Here is an 18082-nt window from a genome sequence, read left to right as displayed (position 1 = left end):
TAACCAACCGCGCTGGCCGCCCACCGGTTCCCTGTGGCACACCTCGGGTTTGTTGCGGGGCCTGTTCCTGCCTGTGGCCCGGGCGTAGCCTGATGGAATGAATTCGTTTGTGACGAGGTCACTTCCATGAGTCGAACGCCCGGGCCCGCGAGGCTCTCACGGTGGCTGCCCGCCGTGATCGTCCCCGCCGTCATCGTCGCGGGAGCAGTCATCGCACCTCTCGGCGCCACGGCCGCCGCCGACCTTCCCGACATTGCTCCGGACGAGCTCCTCGAGCTCGTTGCCACCTCAGAGGTGGACGCCTTTTCCGGCACCGTCGAGCAGAAATCCGACCTCGGCCTCCCCGACCTGTCGGGCGTCTCCGGACCCGGCGCATCCGGACCCGGCGCATCCGGACCCGGCGCATCCGGAAACGAGCCGAACATCGCCTCCGCCCTCGAACTCCTGACGGGATCGCACACCGCGCGCGTGTTCGTCGACGGGCCCGATCTCGCCCGGGTGCAGGTCTTCGACCAGCTCGCCGAGCGCAACATCGTGCGCAACGGCAACGAGGTCTGGCTTTACGACTCGAGCGACCGCACCGCGACGCACCTCGTGCTGCCCGCCGACTACGCCGACTATGCCGACTACGCCGAGAGGGCGGTGCCGGATGCCGGTGGGGTGCCGACGCCGGGGGAGCTCGCCGATCGCGTGCTCGCCGAACTGGACCCCACCACCGTCGTCACCGTCGGCACCGACGCGACCGTCGCTGGACGCCCCCGTACGAGCTCGTGCTCACCCCGCGGGACGCGCAGACCCTCGTTGGCTCCGTGTCAATCGCGGTCGACTCCGAGACGGGCCTCCCGCTGGCATTCGAGATCCTCGCGCGTGGGCAGGACGCCCCAGCGTTTCGGGTGGCATTCACCGATCTGACGCTTGAGAGCCCCGACGCCGACCGGTTCGCGTTCGCGCCGCCGCCCGGCGCCACCGTCACCGAATACACCGTGCCCGAGTACACCGTGCCCGAATACACCGCGCCCGCAGGGCCGAAGCCCGACCGGGGCACCGGCCACGGCATGATGGAGGCCAGCGACTACGCGGTGTCGGGCGAGGGATGGAGCTCGATCGTGGAACTGCCGGCGTCCTACCTGCCCGCTGACCTCGTCGAGTCGCCGCTCTACTCCGCGGCGACCGAGCCGATGGGCGGCGGACGACTCCTGAGCACGGCTCTCCTGAATGTGTTCCTGACCGACGACGGACGCGCGTTCGTGGGGGCGGTGTCGCCCGAGCAATTGCTGGATGCGGCCAACGGTCGGTGACCACCACCGGCGACTGTGACCTCGCGATCGAGACGAGCGGGCTGACCAAGCGCTTCGGCAGCCAGACGGCCGTCAACTCGGTCGATCTCGCCGTCCCGCGTGGCTCGGTGTTCGGATTCCTCGGGCCCAACGGCTCAGGCAAGACCACGAGCATCCGCATGATGCTCGGCCTGGTCGCCCCCTCGAGCGGCGAGGTGCGCGTTCTGGGAGGTGAGGTGCCGCGGCACCTGCCGGAGGTGCTGCCCCGGGTCGGCGCGCTCGTCGAGGGACCGGGCTTCTACCCGTTCCTGTCGGGCTCGGCGAACCTGCGCCGCCTCGACAGCGCCGACCGGGGCGCGCCGTCGGCCACCCGTCGCGCGCGGGTCGACACGGCCCTCGAGCGGGTTGGGCTCAGCCACGCGGCAGGCAAGAAGGTGGGGGCTTACTCGCTCGGCATGAAGCAGCGCCTCGGCATCGCGAATGCCCTGCTGGTTCCGCGCGAACTTCTCGTGCTCGACGAGCCGACGAACGGGCTCGACCCGCAGGGCACGCGCGAGGTGCGCCACCTCATCCGCACCCTCACCGACGGCGGCACGACCGTGTTCGTCTCGAGCCACCTGCTGGCGGAGATCGAGCAGATGTGCACCCACGCGGCCGTGATGAGCGTCGGCGGACTCGTCGCGCAGGGCACCCTCGACGACCTCCGTCGGGTCGGGCAAGCGCACATCCGTCTGCTCACCCCCGACGGGGAGTCGGCGATGCGCGTTCTCTCGCGGCTCGGCCTCGAGTCGAGGGCCACCCCCGAGCCGGACGCCGACTACCTTGTCGCCGCGTCGCTCCCGGGCCGCGCGGATGCTGTGGCGGGCGCCGCCCCGGCCGCCCCCTCGGCCGCCCCGGGCGAGCGGCCGGGCGAGCCGCCGGTCCCCGAGGCCATCGTCGCGGCGCTCGTCGCCGAGGGCGTCAGGGTGCGCGGCTTCTCCGTGCAGCGGGCCAGCCTCGAGGAGCGGTTCGTCGCGCTGACCGGCGAGGGGTTCGACATTGCCCAGTGACGCGCCGCACCGGGAGTCGGGCGTGGCGCTGCTGCGCTCCGAACTGTGGGTGCTGTTCCGCCGCCGACGCACGTGGGCGCTGCTGTTCGCGCTCGCCGCCATCCCGATCCTGATCGCCGTCGCCATCCGGTTGTCCTCGTCGCCCAGCCGCGGCCGCGGCCCCGCCTTCCTCGACCAGGTCAGCCAGAATGGACTGTTCGTCGGAGTGACGGCGCTCATCGTCGCGATCCCGCTCTTCCTCCCACTCACGATCGGGGTCGTCGCGGGCGACACGATCGCCGGCGAGGCCAGCCACGGCACCCTCCGCTACCTGTTGATTGCCCCCTCCGGGCGGGTGCGGCTGCTCGTCGTGAAGTACATCGGCGCGGCGGCATTCTGCCTCGCAGCGACACTGACGGTCGTCGTCGCGGGAACCGTCATCGGCGCGCTGCTCTTCCCGGTCGGTCCCGTCACCCTGCTGTCGGGCACGACGATCGGCGTCGGCGAGGCTCTCGTGAGGTTTCTGGCCATCGCCGGCTACGTGACGATCTCGCTGCTCGGGCTCTCCGCTATCGGCCTGTTCATCTCCACCATCACGGATGTGCCGGTCGGCGCGATGGCGGCCACCATCTCGCTCGCCGTCGCCGCCCAGATCGTCGGGGCGCTGCCACAACTGGAGTGGCTGCACCCCTGGCTGTTCAGCCACTACTGGCTCGGATTCGTCGACCTGCTGCGCGATCCCGTCTCCTGGGCGTCGTTCGGCGACAACGCCCTGCTCCAAGCGGGGTACATCGTCGTGTTCGGGGCGTTCGCTTACGGCCGGTTCCTGACGAAGGACATCCTGTCCTGATGCCGGTCAGTCGTGCTGCCGGTGGATCAGCCGGGAGAGCACGATCGCGCTGCGCGTGTGATCGACGTTCGGCGCGATCCGAACCTTCTCGAGCGCCAGTTCGAGCGAGGGGATGTCTCGCGAGCGCATGTGCACGATCGCATCGGCCGAGCCGGTGACGGTTCCGGCATCCACGACCTCCGGCACCCCCGACAGGATGCGGCGCAGCTCATCGGGGGCGACCGTGCCGCGGCAGAACAGCTCGACGTAGGCCTCGGTGGCGAGCCCGTCGACCGCCGGATCGACCTGGATCGTGAAGCCGCGGATGACCCGGTCGGCCACGAGACGGTCGACGCGGCGCTTGACGGCGGAGGCGGAGAGGCCGATGACCTCACCGATGTCGCCGTAGCCGGCGCGGGCATTCTGGCGGAGAAGGTCGATGATACCGTGGTCGAGGCTGTCCATTAGGAGACTCTACGCGGAATACTTGTGCACAACACGAGCATGACGGTGATTTTGTGCGCTCTTCTGCCGAAAAAATCGGATGTGTGCGTGCAAGACTGGAGCGATCCCCGCACATCCAGACTCACGAAGGAGCCTTCCGTGTCGGCCATAAGCCCCGCGACAGACGTCGCCCCCGCAACCCCCGCCCGCATCGCAACCAAGCGCACCGTGCTCATGTGCAAGCCAGAGTTCTTCACGGTTGTCTACCGGATCAACCCGTGGATGGACCCGGCGCTGCCGACCGACACCGCGCTCGCCGTGAGGCAGTGGCAGTCGCTCTACGACACCTACGTTGGCCTCGGTTTCGATGTGCACCTGATCGACCCGATCGACGGCCTGCCCGACATGGTTTACGCGGCCAACGGCGGCTTCGTCATCGACAACATCGCCTACGGGGCGAGCTTCACCTATCCGGAGCGCCAGCCAGAGGGGCCCGCGTACATGGACTGGTTCGGTGCCAACGACTTCGACGTGCGCGTTCCTGAGAACGTCAACGAGGGCGAGGGCGACTTCCTGCTCGTCGGCGGCGTCATCCTCGCCGGCACAGGCTTCCGCAGCGCCTCGAACAGCCACGAGGAGCTCGCGAGCATCTACGGTCGCGAGGTCGTCACCCTCAACCTCGTGAACCCGAGCTTCTACCACCTCGACACGGCGATCGCCGTGCTCGACGACGACAACATCGCCTACCTGCCGAGCGCCTTTGACGAGGAGGGCCTCACGATCCTGCGCGGGCGGTTCCCGGATGCCGTGCTCGTCAACGAGGAGGACGCGTCCGTGCTCGGGCTCAATTCCTTCAGCGACGGGTACAACGTCGTGATCGCCTCTCGGGCGACCGATTTCGAACGCCAGCTGCGCGAGCGCGGCTATAACCCCATCGGCGTCGACCTTTCCGAGCTGCTGCTCGGCGGCGGCGGGGTCAAGTGCTGCACCCTGGAACTCCGACGATGACAGCCACGACGCATCCGACCGGAGCGGACCTGGTCCGGCTCGAGGACGAGCACCTCGCGCACACCTACCATCCGCTCGACGTCGTCGTCGAGAGCGGCGAGGGCGCCTGGGTGACCGATGTCACCGGGCGCCGGTACCTCGACTGCCTCGCCGCGTACTCCGCCGTGAACTTCGGCCACTCGCACCCGGTGCTCGTCGCCGCGGCGAAGGCCCAGCTCGACCGGATCACCCTGACGAGCCGCGCGTTCCACAACGATCAGCTCGGTATGTTCGCCGCCGCGCTGGCCGAGCTCGCCGGCAAGGACATGATCATCCCGATGAATACCGGCGCAGAGGCGGTCGAGTCCGGCATCAAGGTCGCCCGCGCGTGGGGCTACCGGGTGAAGGGCGTTGCGCAGGACAAGGCGAACATCATCGTGGCGGACGGCAACTTCCACGGCCGCACCACCACGATCATCAGTTTCTCGGGCGATGCGGTCGCGACGAACGACTTCGGCCCGTTCACCCCGGGCTTCATCAGCGTTCCCTACGGCGACGCCGAGGCGATCGAGGCGGCGATCGACGAGAATACGGTCGCCGTGCTCGTCGAACCGATCCAGGGCGAGGCTGGCATCATCATCCCGCCCGCCGACTACCTGCCGCGCGTGCGCGAGATCACGACGCGCCGGGGAGTGCTGTTCATCGCGGACGAGATCCAGTCCGGCCTCGGCCGCACGGGATCCACCTTCGAGTGCGACAACGTGGGCGTCGTGCCCGACCTCTACCTGCTCGGCAAGGCCCTCGGCGGCGGTATCGTGCCGGTGTCGGCGGTCGTCGGCAACCGCGATGTGCTCGGCGTGCTGAGCGCGGGCGAGCACGGGTCGACCTTCGGGGGCAATCCGCTCGCCGCTGCCGTCGGCACCGCCGTCGTCGGCCTGCTGGCGACGGGCGAGTACCAGGAGCGGGCACGGATGCTGGGAGCCCGCCTCGAGGCGGGGCTGCGGCGCCTGATCGGACACGGTGTTGTCGCCGTCCGCGCCTCCGGGCTGTGGGCCGGCATCGACATCGACCCGGCGCTCGCCACCGGTCGTGAGGTCTGCGAGCGGCTGCTCGAGCGGGGCGTCCTCGTGAAGGACACCCACGGTTCGACCATCCGCCTGGCCCCGCCGATTGTGGTGGAGCCGCACGACCTCGACTTCGCGGTCGACCAGCTCGAGGCCGTGCTGCTCGAACTGCGCGGCTGACGCACGGGGAGGGCCGGGAGCCTGTTCCGGCCCTCCTGTGTGAGCGTTGGGGGTGCTCGCATAGGCTGGGCGAATGAACTCCTCAGGATCGCTCGATTCCGCTGACCCCCTCGCGCGCTACAGCGGACTCTTTCTTCGAGACTCGGCCGTCGTGTCCTACCTCGATGGCAACTCGCTCGGCCGGCCGCTCACGGCGAGCATCGAGCGCGTGCAGCAGTTCATGACCGAGCAGTGGGGCTCGCGCCTCATCCGCGGCTGGGGCGAGGGCTGGCTCGAGCTCCCCGCCCGAATCGGCGATGATCTCGGACGCGTCGCGCTCGGCGCGGCGCCCGGTCAGGTCGTTATCGGCGATTCCACAACAGTGCTGGTCTACAAGCTCGTCCGCGCCGCGGTCGACGCCCGACCGGACCGCACCGAGATCATCATCGACCGCGAGAACTTCCCGACCGACCGCTACGTGGTCGAGGGCATCGCGGCCGAGCGCGGCCTCACGGTCACCTGGATCGGCGGCGAATCCGAGCCGGAGTCCGACGCGGGCGTCACGGCGAAACGTCTCAGCAAGAAGCTCAGCGACAAGACCGCGGTCGTCGTGCTGAGTCACGTCGCCTACCGCTCCGGCTACCTCGCCGAGGTTCCCGCTCTCACAGAGCTGATCCACGCCGCCGGCGCCCTGGTCGTCTGGGACCTCAGCCACTCGGTCGGCGTCGTCCCGACGCAGCTCGACGCGTGGGGGGTCGACCTCGCCACCGGGTGCAGCTACAAGTACCTCAACGGCGGACCGGGCGCGCCCGCCTTCGCCTACGTGCGTTCCGAGCTGCAGGGCGAGCTGCGTCAGCCGATCCAGGGCTGGATCGGCTCGCGAACCCCGTTCGAGATGGGTCAGGGCTACACACCGGCCGACGGCATCGGCGGATTCACGAGCGGCACGCCGCCGATCATCGGCATGCTCGCGATGCAGGACATGATCGCCCTCATCGAGGAGGTCGGCATCGACGCCATCCGCGCCAAGTCCGTTGCGCTTACCCGCTACGCCGTGCAGCTCGCCGCCGAGCTGCTCCCCGACGCGCGGCTGGCCTCGCCAAAGGACCCGGCCCGGCGCGGATCGCACATCACCCTCGACCAGGACGGTTTCGACGAGGTCGTGCCGAAGCTGTGGGCACAGGGCGTCATCCCCGACTATCGGGAGCCGAATGGCATCCGCATCGGGCTCTCGCCGCTGTCGACCAGCTTCGCCGAGGTCGAGCTCGGCATCTGGGCGATCCGCCACCCGGGCGACTGAGGCGCCCACACCGGTGCCTTGGCCGTTCAGCGCCTGCTGGTCTCCACGGTCAGATCCGCCCCGGTCCACGTGAGGGTGATGCCGCCGGCGCTCATCGACGCACCGGTCTGGGCGAAGCCCTCTGCGACGATACAGGACGAGGCACCCGACCCATCCGAATCCGAGTACGCCAGCAGGCAGTACTCCGAGTTTTCGCTGCGCCCGACCCAGGCCCGCCAGCCGTCGGTTCCCGTGTGCACCAGTCTCGTCGATCCGGGGTCGATCCCGTCGAACGGCACCGGATAGGCATCCTCGGTCGTCTGCTCGCTCCGGAACCACCGGTCGGCGGCCTCGGTGTCGCCGATCGTCTCGGTGTCGCGCGCGGCTGGGTCCCGGAAGTAGGTGATCGGGCTCGGGCTGGCGTCGACGGCCCCGGGCCCGGGCAGTGCGCCCGCGAGGAGTGTCGTGCCGCCGACGCCGACGCCGACGCCGACGCCGACGGCGATGGCGGCGACGATGATCAGTGAGGCCAGCACCGGGCGCACCCACCTCCGGGGCTGCGGCGCCGCGGACTCGGATGCGGCGGCGGGCGCGGCGGCCGCCCGATCAGTGGCGGCTCTCTCCGTACCCCGGCGCTCGGCATCCCGCTCGAGGACGACCGCGATCGCCCGGTCGAGCGCGGCCGAATCGGCGTCCGACCACTCCACCTCTCGCCTCAAGGCCACGAGTGCGGCCGTGGCGGCCGCCTCGGCGGCGGGACCGGCCGGACGCGCGAACGCCGAGCGGCGGTGCCGGTCGAGGGTCGCGTTCCGCTCGGGGTCGGCGGCCTCCCCCCGAATCAGGGCGGACAGGGCGTCGAGCGCCTCGCCACGGCCGGCGTAGGCCCGGTCAAAGGCGCCGTGCGCTGCGGCGTCCGTGCCGATCAGCGCGGAGACGGCGCGCGCCCGCTCGACCCGCTCCCCGGCCGCTCTGCCTGTCGCCATGGTGCGAGCGTACAGGGGGCTCGTTCCCGCCTCGTTCCCGCCCCGCGCCCCGCGCGGGTCAGTCCGAGCGTTCCGCCTGCTGAATCGACCAGGCCGCATTCACGAGCCCGACGTGGCTGAAGGCCTGCGGGAAGTTGCCGAGCTGCTCGCCGGTGGCCGAGTCGATCTCCTCGGCGAGCAGGCCGACGTCGTTGACGTGGCTCACCGCGTTCTCGAACACCGCACGGGCTTCGGCCAGTCGTCCCCCATCCGCCAAGACGTGCGCCAGCCAGAAGGTGCAGAGGAGGAATGTTCCCTCGCTTCCGGTGACCCCGTCAACACCCGACTCGGGCTTGTAGCGGTAGACGAGCCCCCGCGCATCGGAGAGTCCGTGGATGATCGCGTCCACTGTTGACGCCACGCGCGGATCGGACGCGGGGAGGAACCCTACGATGGGCACCATGAGCGCCGCAGCGTCGAGCTCGGGCGAGCCGAACGATTGCGTGAATGCCCCGATCTGCGCGTTCCACCCCTGGTCGAGAATGGCGGTCCGGATCGTGGCCGCTGTCGCGGACCACTCGTCGACTCGATGGGCGGCGTGCAGTTGGTCGGCCATCCGCACCGCGCGATCGAGCGCGACCCAGCACATGAGCTTCGAGTAGAGAAAGTGCCGGGGCTCGCCGCGGACCTCCCAGATGCCGTTGTCCGGCTGCTCCCAGTGGCTCGCGGCAGCGTCGGCGAGGGCAGCCAGAAACTCGCGGGTCGCGGGCTCCATGTCGCCCAGCTGGTGTCGGAGCTGGAAGGCGGCGTCGAGCAGTTCGCCGTAGACGTCGAGTTGCGGTTGCGCCCACGCTCCGTTCCCGACCCGCACCGGCGCGCTCCCGCGCCATCCGGACAGCTGGGGAAGGATGCGCTCGGAGAGGTCGTGCTCGCCGCCGATCCCGAACATGATCTGCAGGTGACGCTCGGGCCGGGAGTGCGCGGCGGCGGCCGTCATGAAGCCGAAGAATTCGTGAGCCTCGTCGGGGCACGCGGCGACCCACAGTGCCTGCATCGTGAAGCTCGCGTCACGCACCCAGGAGTACCGGTAGTCCCAGTTGCGCTCGCCGCCGATCTCCTCGGGCAGGGAGGTCGTGGCGGCGGCGACGATCGCGCCGGTGGGCTGGTAGATCAGCGAGTGAAGCACCCGCCCCGAGTGGCGGACGAGGTCCTGCCACGGACCGTCATAGGTCTGGTGGAGCTCCGACCAGTGTTGCCAGGCCGCCACCGTGGTGTCCAGCGCGGCCTCGATCTCGCCCTGGGTGAGCGCCCCGGGCAGCGGGTCTCCGAGTCGGGTGCGCTGCAGGGCGAAGTTACGGCTCTGGCCCGCCTCGAGTGTGAAGCGTCCACGGATTTCCCCATTGGCGGCGGCGGCGGGCATCGGCATCGTCAGGGTGAGCCGGCCCGGGCCGCCGGCCGCCACAAACCCGGACTCGATCTCGCTGAACACCGGTACGACCAGCCCGTATTCGGGGCGTGGCCGGTACGTCGTCTCGACGGTGACCCTCCCTTCCGTGCAGCGCACGCTGCGAAGCAGGGTGTGCGAGGCGTTCTCGCCCAAGCGGTGCGGGTCGGAGGAGTCCCCCAGATCGAGAGCGTCGAGCAGTTCGAGGGTGCCGTCGGCGGTGTGGAAGGTCGTGCGCAGTGCCATCGACTCCTCCACGTACTCCCGCGTCGAGGTCGCCGTTGCGGTCGGCCCGATGGCCCAGTGGCCGGCGTCGTCATCCAGCAGGGAGGCGAAGACGGACTCGCTGTCAAACCGGGGGAAGCAGAGCCAGACCACCGAGCCGGCGCGCGTCACGAGGGCGGCGGAATGCCGGTCGGACAGCATCGCGTGGTCGGCGATCGGTAGAGAGCTCACGCGGGTACCCCACGGTCGACGTCACCGGTGGACTCCGGATCGGCCGCGCCGAGGATTGTCGTGTGGATGACCGTCTCCGAGCGCAGCGTGCGGTGCACCGGGCACTTGTCTGCGATCCCGCTCAGGCGCTCGATCTGGTCGGCGTCGAGGTCGCCCTCGAAATGGATGACCCGCTCGATGCGGTCGACCTGGCCCGTCGTCGTCTCGCAGTCCGCGCAGTCCTTGGCGTGGATTCGCGAGTGTCGAAGCGACACTGTGACCTTCTCCAGCGGCCATTTCTTGCGTGCCGCGTAAAGCCGCATCGTCATCGAGGTGCACGCGCCCAAGCCGGCCAGCACGAGGTCATAAGGAGAGGGGCCGGTATCGGTGCCGATGGGCAGCGGCTCGTCGGCGGTCAGGCGGTGTCGGCCGATCATGATCTCCTGCGCGTACGCCCCTGAACCGCGCTCCGACACGACCACGAGTCCCTCCGCGGGATCGGGAAGAGTGATCGGCACGGGAGGGGCAGGCGCGGCCGCCCCGGCGGGCGGGCCGAGGGCATAGCGCCCGGCCCAGGTCGCGAGGATTGCGGCCGCGTACGCCGCGTCGGCGGGGCTGGTCAGAAGATGGTCCGCCCCGTCGAGGGCGACGAAGGACTTCGGATGCCGCGCCGCCTCGTAGATGCGACGCGCGTTGTCGACGGCGACGATGGCGTCGGCGGGGGAGTGCATCACCAGCAGAGCCGCGCCCAGGTCGCGGATGCGTTCGGCCTGTGGCTGCGCGGCGATGTCGGCGAGAAACTGTTGGCGTACGCGGAAGGTGCGTCCGGCAAGGACAACCTCGGCTTCGCCGCTCTCCTCGATCTCGGCCCTGCTCTCGCGCAGCAGATGCGCGAGATGGTCCGGATCGGCCGGAGCCCCGATCGTGACGACAGCAGTGACCTCGGGTATCCGATGGGTGACGGCCAGCACGGCGGCGCCGCCCAGCGAGTGCCCGATCAGGATCGACGGGGCCGCGTACCTCTCGCGCAGGAAGGCGGCGGCGAATTCGAGATCCTCGATGTTGGAGCTGAAATTCGTATTCGCGAATTCGCCGCCGGACTTGCCCAGCCCGGTGAAGTCGAACCGCAACACCGCGATTCCGAATTCGGTCAGTGCCCGAGAAATCCGGGCGGAGGCAAGGCCGTCCTTGCTGCAGGTGAAGCAGTGTGCGAATAGCGCGTAGGCGCGCGGCGGGCCATCCGGGAGGTCGAGGCGGGCCGCCAGGAGTGCCCCGTGCGACCCCGGAAATTCCAGTTGCTCGCTCCGGCCGGTCATGCCGGCCTGGTCCCGGCGGCGGTGACCGCGAGACGGAGTTGCTCGGTTGTGGGGAGCCCGGCCAGACCGTTCTCGGTGTAGTAGACCCGGCAGGCGAGGTCGGTCGTGCGTGCTCCGCCGGGAAACGCGTCGACCCCGTCGATCAGGATGGTGGGCGAGCCGGAAAAGGCCACCTGAGCGGCATCCTCCGGTGAGGCGAGCAGCCGGAAGTCAAGTTCCGCACCCTGAACGCCGGCCTCCCCGAGTGCGGTACGCACGCGCCGGCCGGCTTCCTCCCAGTTCGGGCAGTCGCCGATGTGGAGAATCTCAACCCTCACGGAAGTTCCTTTCACGTTGTTCGCCGGGAGATGGTGCGCAGGGCGTTCGCGTCGTGGATGATGACGCGCCCGCGGCCCTGACGAATCAGGTTACGCGTGGCGAAGTCGGCCATAATCTTGCTGGTCGACTCCCGGGTCGCGCCGAGAAGGCCTGCGAGTTGTTCGTGGGTAAGCCGGATGACCGCGCCACTGCCGAACCGGGCAGCGGGAGCGGCCTCGGCCAGCTTGAGGAGCGTGCTTGCCACCCTCGCGGCCAGGGGCCGCAGCGCGAGGTCGGTCAGCCGTTCCTCGAGCCGCACGACCTGTTCTCCGAGAAGCCGCGAGATACGAATCGCGATACGGGGGTCGGACAGGAGAAAGCGCTCGACCTCCGAGACGTTGAGCTGGCAGATCCTCGCGTCTTCGATGGCCTCGGCGTAGTTGTCGTACATCCTCTGGCCCACCAGAAGCATCTCCCCGAAGACGGCGCCCGGCTCCAAAATCGCCATGGTGAGCGCCTTGCCGTCTTCGGTGACACGGAAGACCCGCACCCGCCCCGACTTGAGGATGAACAGGGCGGTGACCGGCTGGCTCTGTGAGAAGACGAGCTCTCCGGCGCGGAAGAACCGGGCCGGAGCCATCACATCCATAGCCGCGATCTCTGCGGCACTCAGGTCGGCGAACAGGTCAACCTCGGTGAGGCAGCTGAACGGCTCCGCGGGTGGTGACATGAACGGGTTGGCCTCTCGCGAATTCGGTGACCAGGGCCGCCGATCCCCGGTTGGGGTGGCGCCCAGGTCGTCTATGCAACTTTCATTCATGTCGGCCCTGCATGACGCGAACGGCGGTCAGACCCAGAATAGCCCCGTAGATCAGGTGCCCCATCAGGGAAAGCAGCGCCGTCGTGTCGAGCGTGAACAGCGGCATCCCGAGCATCAGGGGCATCATGAGCAGCGGCCCCAGCACCCACCAGATGGCGCCGTACCCCAGTCCGACGAGGGCACCGCGCCCGTACCCGGTGAGCAGCCAGTTGCCGAACAGAAGCGTCAGCCCCAGTCCGATCGCGACCGAGATCATCAGGTGCAGCGCGAAGCCGACGAAGGCCGAGCTGGACCCGACCATCGAGGCGAGCATCGGAAGCAGGCCCATCATGGCCATCATCATCCCGAAGACGATGCCGCCGGCCAGGCCGCCGAGCACTCCCGCGAGAGCGCGTGTGCCGAGCGGCGCGGTGAGGACGCCGGGCTGTCGTGTAACGGTGTTGGATTCAGACATTGGAGTCGCCTTTCGTCAGTGAAATTGTTGCTACTGCCAGAAAGATACGGATCGGCTGCCCCGGTGTTCTGCGACCTGGCACACACAAGCTCACCGTGAGACGGCTAGACGATCTCCTGGGCCATGGTGCTCGCTTCGCGAACCAGGCCGGCGTCGCGCGCCACCTTCGCCGCGGTGATGGCCGCGTCGTACAGCAGCAGGAGGCGGGCGGCGGCGGTCGAGTCGGCATCCTGCCGGCCGATGTGGGCCAGATGGGCACGAACCACGTCCCGATACCGATCGGCGACCGCGCGTACGGGAGGGCAGTCGGGCAGCTCTATGACCGCATTGGTGAACGGGCACCCGTGAAACGTGTGTGACTCTACCGAGCGCGCGAGTGCCTCGAACAGCGCTGCCACTCGCTCCGTGCTCGGCGAAAGCGGATCGTCCTGCGCGCGGGCGCCCACGATCCAGCCGTCCAGTTCGTGCTCGAGGTACGCCACGACCAGCGCTTCTTTGCTGGCGAAGTTGTTGTACAGGCTTGCCTTCGCGACGCCCGCTTCGCGGACCACGAGGTCGATTCCCGTTGCGTTGATGCCGCGCTCGTGGAACAGCCGACTCGCCGACGCGAGCAGCCGCTCCCGGGCGCTCGGCGCGGGCGTGGCTGGGGAATCCATAAAATTGACTTTACCAGACCGATCGGTATAGTTGTGATTGACCAGATCGGTCTACCTAGGAGAGTTCACGTTTATGTCTGATTCCAAAATCGCCGTCGTCATCTACGAGCCCATCGGCTCCGACGCCTCACGCGTCTACCGCGGTCTCAAGACCGCCCTCGAGTTCAAGCAGGCCGGCGACAACGTCGTCGTGGTCTTCGACGGGTCGGGCGTCGAGTCCCTCGCCGCAATCTCCGATCCCAGCCACAAGATGAATCCGCTGGCCGTCGCGCTGCAGGACAACATCCTGGGCGCCTGCGGATTCTGCGTCACCTCGCATCAGGTCTCCGACCCCATCGCGACCGGCGGATGGCCGCTGCTCACGGATAACAAGGGCGAAGCCAGCATCCGCAACCTCGTCGTCGACGGCTACCAGATTCTCAACTTCTAGGGCGAAACGCCTTAACCCCGTTAGCGGTATTCCGGGTTGGCGTCGAAACCGAAGCGCTCTCCGTCGCTCCACGCCTTTTGGATGTTGCCGTAGGCGGGGATGCCGCCGGCGTCCTTCAGCATCCGCGCGACGTGGAGAAGGTTCCAGGTCATGAACGTGGTGTTTCGATTGGTGAAGTCGCTCTCGGGACCACCGGATCCGGGATCGAGATAGCTCGGACCAGGGCCGACCGCGCCGATCCAGCCGGCATCGGCAGCCGGCGGAATCGTGTAGCCGATGTGCTGCAGGCTGTACAGGATCGACATGGCGCAATGCTTCACGCCGTCCTCGTTGCCGGTGATGAGCGCGCCCGCCGCCTTGCCGTAGAACGAGTACTGGCCCTTCTCGTTGAACATCCCGCTCATCGCGTAGAGGCGCTCGATGAGCTTGCGGGTGATCGACGAGTTGTCGCCGAGCCAGATCGGCCCGCCGATGACCAGGATGTCGGCGGCGACGACGATGGGCCACACCTCGTCCAGCCACGCGTCGGTGGACCAGCCGTGCTCCCGCATGTCGGGGTAGATTCCGGTGGCGATGTCGTGGTCGATGAAGCGTATGTTGTCGACTGTCACACCCTGGGCCCGCATCAGGGCGCCGCTCTTGTCCATGAGGCCCTGGGTGTGGCTCAGTTCCGGGCTCTTCTTCAGGGTGCAGTTAATGAAGACCGCGTGGAGGTCGCTATAGGTGTCGGGGCTCTCGTCAGGCATGGACTTCTCCTTCATCGGGGATCGCGAGCCCGCACCAGCAGACCGCGCGTGCCGACAGCATAGACGTGCCGAATGCCCGTCGACCGTGATCCGGGACACACGGCGCGGGAGGTGAGGCTAGGGAAGCGGCTCGAGCAACACGAGCGGGATCTCCCGCTCGGTGCGCTGCTGGTAGCCGGCGTAATTTCGGTACCGGCTCGTGATGAGCGGCCACATTCGGGCGCGCTCATCGGTCGACGCGACCCGGGCGAGACGTGTTTCGGGAGCGCCGCCCTTGATGACGACGCTGACCCGCGGCTCGTCGCGCAGGTTGAGGAACCAGGCCGGATGCGTGTCGTCGCCACCGCGGGAGGCGACGATCACGTAGGTGTCGCCCTCGACGAGTGGCGCGGTGAGCATGGCCGTGCGCGGTTGTCCGCTCTTGCGGCCGGTCGTCGTGAGCTCGATCACGGGCATCCCCATGGCGTGCCAGCCAACCCGTCCGCCGCTGAGCTTCAGCAGCATGCGGTGCACGGTGTTCATCGCTCTGAGGGTGGAGTCTTTGGGCACGGTTCGAGTCTACGGCGGGAGCCTCAAAGGATAATGGAGCATGCCCGAATCCGATCCGACCACCGATCCGACCGCCGTCGCTGCCCAGCCCCGGCTCTCGCCACGTCGCCTGTACCGCACGGTCGCGATCGCGGAGGCCGTGACGTGGACACTGCTCATCACCGGGATGATCCTCAAATACGTGCTCGACGCGGGCGATGTCGGCGTTCGGGTAGGCGGCTTCCTGCACGGGTTCGTGTTTCTCGCCTACGGCATGACGGCCGTGCTCGTCGGCCTCAACCAGCGGTGGAGGGTGGGGCTGATCGCCGGTGCGCTGCTCACCGCCGTCGTCCCCTACGCGACCGTGCCGTTCGACCGTTGGCTCGAGCGCAGAAACCTCCTCGAGGGGGCGTGGCGCACCGCGCCATCCGACGACCCCCGCGACGGTACCGCGGTGGACCGGATGCTGCGCGGGGTGCTGCGCCATCCGCTGTTGCTCGCCGCCGGGCTGGCAGTCGCGCTCGTCGCGATCTTCGCGACGCTGCTCGCGCTGGGGCCTCCTGGACGCTGAATCCGGGCGCTGGCCCAGGCGTCACGCAGACTCGAGCGTGAGCTTGAGCCGCGCGAGGTCGGCCTCGACCATCCCGACATCGGCGCAGAACTCCTTGTAGCTCTGCCCGCTGCGCCGCCGCAGCGTGAAGACCACCTCGGACCCTTCGTCGTCGGCAAGCACGCGCATCGGATTGCAGAAGCTTTCGCCCGACGGGAGGGTCACCCGATGGTCGAGCACTCCCAGCGCGTTCGATCCGACGAACGAGACCTCCACGCGCCCCATCGGAGAGTCGACCATCCACGAGCCGTCGACGTTCTCGACGGTCTGGCCGAGCCCGGACGCCCACGTCGGGAGGTTCTCCGGATTGGAGGCGAATTGGTACACGTCGAATGCGGGGCAATCGATCCAGACGATGATGTGCCGTGTTTCGAGGACCATCCCGACTCCTTCCGGTCTTTGTGCCGCTCGGTCGCTGACTCCAGTGTCGCTCAGCGGGAGCTGATCTGCGAGAACTTGCGGATTGACAGCGGCACGAATACCGCGAGCACCACGACGATGCCGATGAGCACCGTCGGGATCGGGTTCTGCTGCATCCACGAGTCGCCGACAGGGGCGCCGGGCGGGATGTTGCCGAACAGCTCCCGTGCCGACTGCACGAGGGCGGAGACCGGGTTGTACTCCGCGAAGATGCGCAACGGAGTGGGCAGGTTCTCGCTCGGCACGAAGGCGTTTGAGATGAAAGTGAGTGGGAACAACACGAGGAACGACACATTGTTGATGACCTCGGGGCTGCGCACGATCATGCCGAGGAACGCCATGACCCACGACAGGGCGTAGGCGAACAGCAGCAGCAGCACGACCGCGGCAAGGGCCTCGACGAAGCTCGAGCGCACCCGCCATCCGACGATGAACCCGGTCGCCATCATCACGACCATCGAAATGGCGTTAATCAGCAGGTCGCCGTTGGTGCGGCCGACCAGAACCGCGGACGGGCTCATCGGCAGGGTGCGGAACCGGTCGATGATGCCTTCTTTCAGGTCTTGCGCCATCGCCGAGCCCGAGTAGGTCGACCCGAAGACGACCGTCTGGGCGAAGATGCCGGCCATGATGAACTCTTTGTAGTTGCTGCCGGGGATGTCGATGCTGCCCGCGTAGACATAGCTGAACAGCAGCACGAACATGATCGGCTGCAGCGTCGTGAACACGAGGATGTCGGGAACGCGCTTGATCTTGATCAGGTTGCGCCGCGTGGTGATCCAGCCGTCGGAGAACCAGGATGCCGCTCCGGAGGCGGAAGGCGCGGTGGGCGCCTTCACACGTGCTGTTGTCGTCATGATGCCTTGTCCTGTTCGTCGTTCAGGGTGGCGGCGTGCCCCGTCAGCTGCAGGAACACGTCGTCGAGGGTGGGGCGCTGCATTCCGGCGTCATGCAGCCGGATGTTTTTCTCCTCGGTCTGCGCGAGCACGGCGCGCAGCGCGGCAGGGCCGTTCGCGACCGTCACCGCCACCGAGCGCCGGTCGCTGGAGACCTCGGGGGCGCTCGAGCCGACTGTGCGGAGGATCTCGACGGCGGCATCGCTGTCATTTTCGGTCACGAGGCTCAGGGCGACCCGCTGACCGCCGATCGATGACTTCAGCTCGTCGGAGGTGCCCTGAGCGATGACCTTGCCGTGGTCGATCACCGCGATGTCGTCGGCGAGCCGGTCGGCCTCCTCGAGGTACTGGGTGGTCAACAGCACCGTGGTGCCCTCGCTCACGAGCTTCGTGATGATGTCCCAGAGTCCGAGCCGGCTGCGCGGGTCGAGTCCGGTTGTCGGCTCGTCGAGGAAGAGCACCCGGGGATTGATGACGAGCGCGCCGGCGAGGTCGATCCGCCGGCGCATCCCGCCCGAGAATCCCTTCACCGGACGGTTCATCGCCTCGGTGAGGTCGAACACGTCGATGAGCTCTCTCGCCCGGCGCCGAGACTCCTTCGCGCCGAGGTGGTAGAGCCGGCCGACCATGTCGAGGTTCTCGAAGCCGGTGAGGTTCTCGTCGACGGCGGCATACTGGCCGGAGACGCCGATCATGCGCCGCACCTCGTCACCGCGTTCTCCGACGTCGATGCCGTCGATGGACGCGGCGCCGGAGTCGGCGCGGATCAGGGTCGTGAGCACCTTCACCGCGGTGGTCTTGCCCGCCCCGTTGGGGCCGAGCAACGCCGTCACCGTTCCCTGCGGCACCGACAGGCTCAGCCCGTCGAGGGCGTGCACGATCGGCGCCCCCTTCGGGGTGTAGGACTTGACCAGGTCGCGCGCCTCGATGAAAGCCATGCGAAGACGATAGCGGATGCCGGTGACATCGCTACAGCCCCTGAATCGGCGTTATTCCCAGCG

The 18082-nt window shown here is 68.4% G+C and carries 22 protein-coding genes; 9 read left to right on the top strand and 13 right to left on the bottom strand.

What is annotated here, in order from left to right; all coding sequences use genetic code 11:
• Positions 1 to 126: 126 nt before the first annotated feature.
• The 4 genes from BHD05_RS01460 to BHD05_RS01450 are packed head-to-tail and all read left to right on the top strand — an operon-like array spanning position 127 to position 3155.
• A complete protein-coding gene (locus tag BHD05_RS01460; protein ID WP_236966606.1) occupies positions 127 to 912 on the top strand; it encodes a hypothetical protein in 786 nt (261 codons plus the stop codon).
• The gene (locus tag BHD05_RS15830) at positions 894 to 1298 is read left to right on the top strand and encodes a hypothetical protein (protein WP_236966605.1); all 405 of its coding nucleotides are present in this window, start codon (positions 894 to 896) and stop codon (positions 1296 to 1298) included. Before BHD05_RS01460 ends, BHD05_RS15830 begins: the two co-directional genes overlap by 19 nt.
• A complete protein-coding gene (locus BHD05_RS01455) occupies positions 1295 to 2326 on the top strand; it encodes an ABC transporter ATP-binding protein (protein ID WP_202614259.1) in 1032 nt (343 codons plus the stop codon). Before BHD05_RS15830 ends, BHD05_RS01455 begins: the two co-directional genes overlap by 4 nt.
• Positions 2316 to 3155, top strand: coding sequence for an ABC transporter permease (locus tag BHD05_RS01450; RefSeq protein ID WP_236966604.1), 840 nt, complete (start codon positions 2316 to 2318; stop codon positions 3153 to 3155). The genes BHD05_RS01455 and BHD05_RS01450 overlap by 11 nt, the downstream gene beginning before the upstream one ends.
• Before the next feature lie 6 nt (positions 3156 to 3161).
• Here the strand turns inward: BHD05_RS01450 and BHD05_RS01445 are convergent, their stop codons facing one another.
• On the bottom strand, positions 3162 to 3599 hold the full coding sequence (locus BHD05_RS01445) for an Lrp/AsnC family transcriptional regulator (RefSeq protein WP_161884852.1): 438 nt from the start codon (positions 3597 to 3599) through the stop codon (positions 3162 to 3164).
• A 213-nt stretch (positions 3600 to 3812) separates the two neighbouring features.
• On the opposite strand from BHD05_RS01445, the gene ddaH reads away from it, so the two are divergent.
• From ddaH to BHD05_RS01430, 3 genes are all read left to right on the top strand, one after another.
• Positions 3813 to 4586 carry a dimethylargininase gene (ddaH, locus tag BHD05_RS01440; protein WP_236966717.1) on the top strand — a complete coding sequence of 258 codons (774 nt, stop codon included), beginning with the start codon at positions 3813 to 3815 and terminating at the stop codon, positions 4584 to 4586.
• A complete protein-coding gene (gene rocD / locus BHD05_RS01435) occupies positions 4583 to 5809 on the top strand; it encodes an ornithine--oxo-acid transaminase (protein WP_161884850.1) in 1227 nt (408 codons plus the stop codon). The genes ddaH and rocD overlap by 4 nt, the downstream gene beginning before the upstream one ends.
• 73 nt (positions 5810 to 5882) lie before the next feature.
• Positions 5883 to 7088, top strand: a complete 1206-nt coding sequence (locus BHD05_RS01430) for a kynureninase (protein ID WP_161884849.1) — start codon at positions 5883 to 5885, stop codon at positions 7086 to 7088.
• Positions 7089 to 7114: 26 nt separating this feature from the next.
• On the opposite strand, the gene BHD05_RS01425 is transcribed toward BHD05_RS01430, so the two are convergent.
• The 7 genes from BHD05_RS01425 to BHD05_RS01395 form a co-directional block, all read right to left on the bottom strand.
• Entirely contained in the window at positions 7115 to 8050 is a 936-nt protein-coding gene (locus BHD05_RS01425; RefSeq protein ID WP_161884848.1) for a hypothetical protein, read from the bottom strand.
• Between the two features lie 58 nt (positions 8051 to 8108).
• Positions 8109 to 9929: a glycoside hydrolase family 15 protein gene (locus tag BHD05_RS01420; RefSeq protein WP_161884847.1), complete on the bottom strand. Its 1821-nt coding sequence runs from the start codon at positions 9927 to 9929 to the stop codon at positions 8109 to 8111.
• Positions 9926 to 11224, bottom strand: coding sequence for a bifunctional alpha/beta hydrolase/OsmC family protein (locus BHD05_RS01415; RefSeq protein ID WP_161884846.1), 1299 nt, complete (start codon positions 11222 to 11224; stop codon positions 9926 to 9928). Before BHD05_RS01415 ends, BHD05_RS01420 begins: the two co-directional genes overlap by 4 nt.
• A complete protein-coding gene (locus tag BHD05_RS01410) occupies positions 11221 to 11541 on the bottom strand; it encodes a thioredoxin family protein (protein ID WP_161884845.1) in 321 nt (106 codons plus the stop codon). Before BHD05_RS01410 ends, BHD05_RS01415 begins: the two co-directional genes overlap by 4 nt.
• An 11-nt stretch (positions 11542 to 11552) precedes the next feature.
• Complete coding sequence (locus BHD05_RS01405; RefSeq protein ID WP_161884844.1) at positions 11553 to 12251, bottom strand: Crp/Fnr family transcriptional regulator; 699 nt, start codon at positions 12249 to 12251, stop codon at positions 11553 to 11555.
• Positions 12252 to 12333: 82 nt separating this feature from the next.
• Positions 12334 to 12795: a hypothetical protein gene (locus BHD05_RS01400; protein WP_236966603.1), complete on the bottom strand. Its 462-nt coding sequence runs from the start codon at positions 12793 to 12795 to the stop codon at positions 12334 to 12336.
• A 104-nt stretch (positions 12796 to 12899) separates the two neighbouring features.
• The gene (locus tag BHD05_RS01395; RefSeq protein ID WP_161884843.1) at positions 12900 to 13451 is read right to left on the bottom strand and encodes a TetR/AcrR family transcriptional regulator; all 552 of its coding nucleotides are present in this window, start codon (positions 13449 to 13451) and stop codon (positions 12900 to 12902) included.
• Positions 13452 to 13524: 73 nt separating this feature from the next.
• Between BHD05_RS01395 and BHD05_RS01390 the strand changes: the two genes are divergently transcribed.
• Positions 13525 to 13881 (top strand): sulfur reduction protein DsrE, encoded by a 357-nt coding sequence (locus BHD05_RS01390; RefSeq protein WP_161884842.1) that lies wholly within the window; start codon positions 13525 to 13527, stop codon positions 13879 to 13881.
• 20 nt (positions 13882 to 13901) lie between these two features.
• On the opposite strand, the gene BHD05_RS01385 is transcribed toward BHD05_RS01390, so the two are convergent.
• Positions 13902 to 14627, bottom strand: a complete 726-nt coding sequence (locus BHD05_RS01385) for a flavodoxin family protein (RefSeq protein ID WP_202614258.1) — start codon at positions 14625 to 14627, stop codon at positions 13902 to 13904.
• A gap of 117 nt (positions 14628 to 14744) precedes the next feature.
• Positions 14745 to 15176 carry a nitroreductase/quinone reductase family protein gene (locus BHD05_RS01380; RefSeq protein WP_161884840.1) on the bottom strand — a complete coding sequence of 144 codons (432 nt, stop codon included), beginning with the start codon at positions 15174 to 15176 and terminating at the stop codon, positions 14745 to 14747.
• 40 nt (positions 15177 to 15216) lie between these two features.
• Between BHD05_RS01380 and BHD05_RS01375 the strand changes: the two genes are divergently transcribed.
• On the top strand, positions 15217 to 15726 hold the full coding sequence (locus BHD05_RS01375; protein ID WP_161884839.1) for a DUF3817 domain-containing protein: 510 nt from the start codon (positions 15217 to 15219) through the stop codon (positions 15724 to 15726).
• Positions 15727 to 15747: 21 nt separating this feature from the next.
• Here BHD05_RS01375 and BHD05_RS01370 read toward each other — a convergent pair whose 3' ends face one another.
• The 3 genes from BHD05_RS01370 to BHD05_RS01360 are packed head-to-tail and all read right to left on the bottom strand — an operon-like array spanning position 15748 to position 18019.
• A complete protein-coding gene (locus BHD05_RS01370) occupies positions 15748 to 16146 on the bottom strand; it encodes an SRPBCC family protein (protein ID WP_161884838.1) in 399 nt (132 codons plus the stop codon).
• Positions 16147 to 16196: 50 nt separating this feature from the next.
• Positions 16197 to 17042 (bottom strand): ABC transporter permease, encoded by an 846-nt coding sequence (locus BHD05_RS01365; protein WP_161884837.1) that lies wholly within the window; start codon positions 17040 to 17042, stop codon positions 16197 to 16199.
• A complete protein-coding gene (locus tag BHD05_RS01360) occupies positions 17039 to 18019 on the bottom strand; it encodes an ATP-binding cassette domain-containing protein (RefSeq protein ID WP_161884836.1) in 981 nt (326 codons plus the stop codon). Before BHD05_RS01360 ends, BHD05_RS01365 begins: the two co-directional genes overlap by 4 nt.
• Positions 18020 to 18082 lie beyond the last annotated feature (63 nt).

It is taken from the genome of Marisediminicola antarctica (assembly GCF_009930795.1).
GTDB lineage: Bacteria > Actinomycetota > Actinomycetes > Actinomycetales > Microbacteriaceae > Marisediminicola > Marisediminicola antarctica.
This window is presented reverse-complemented; position numbering and strand designations above follow the sequence as displayed.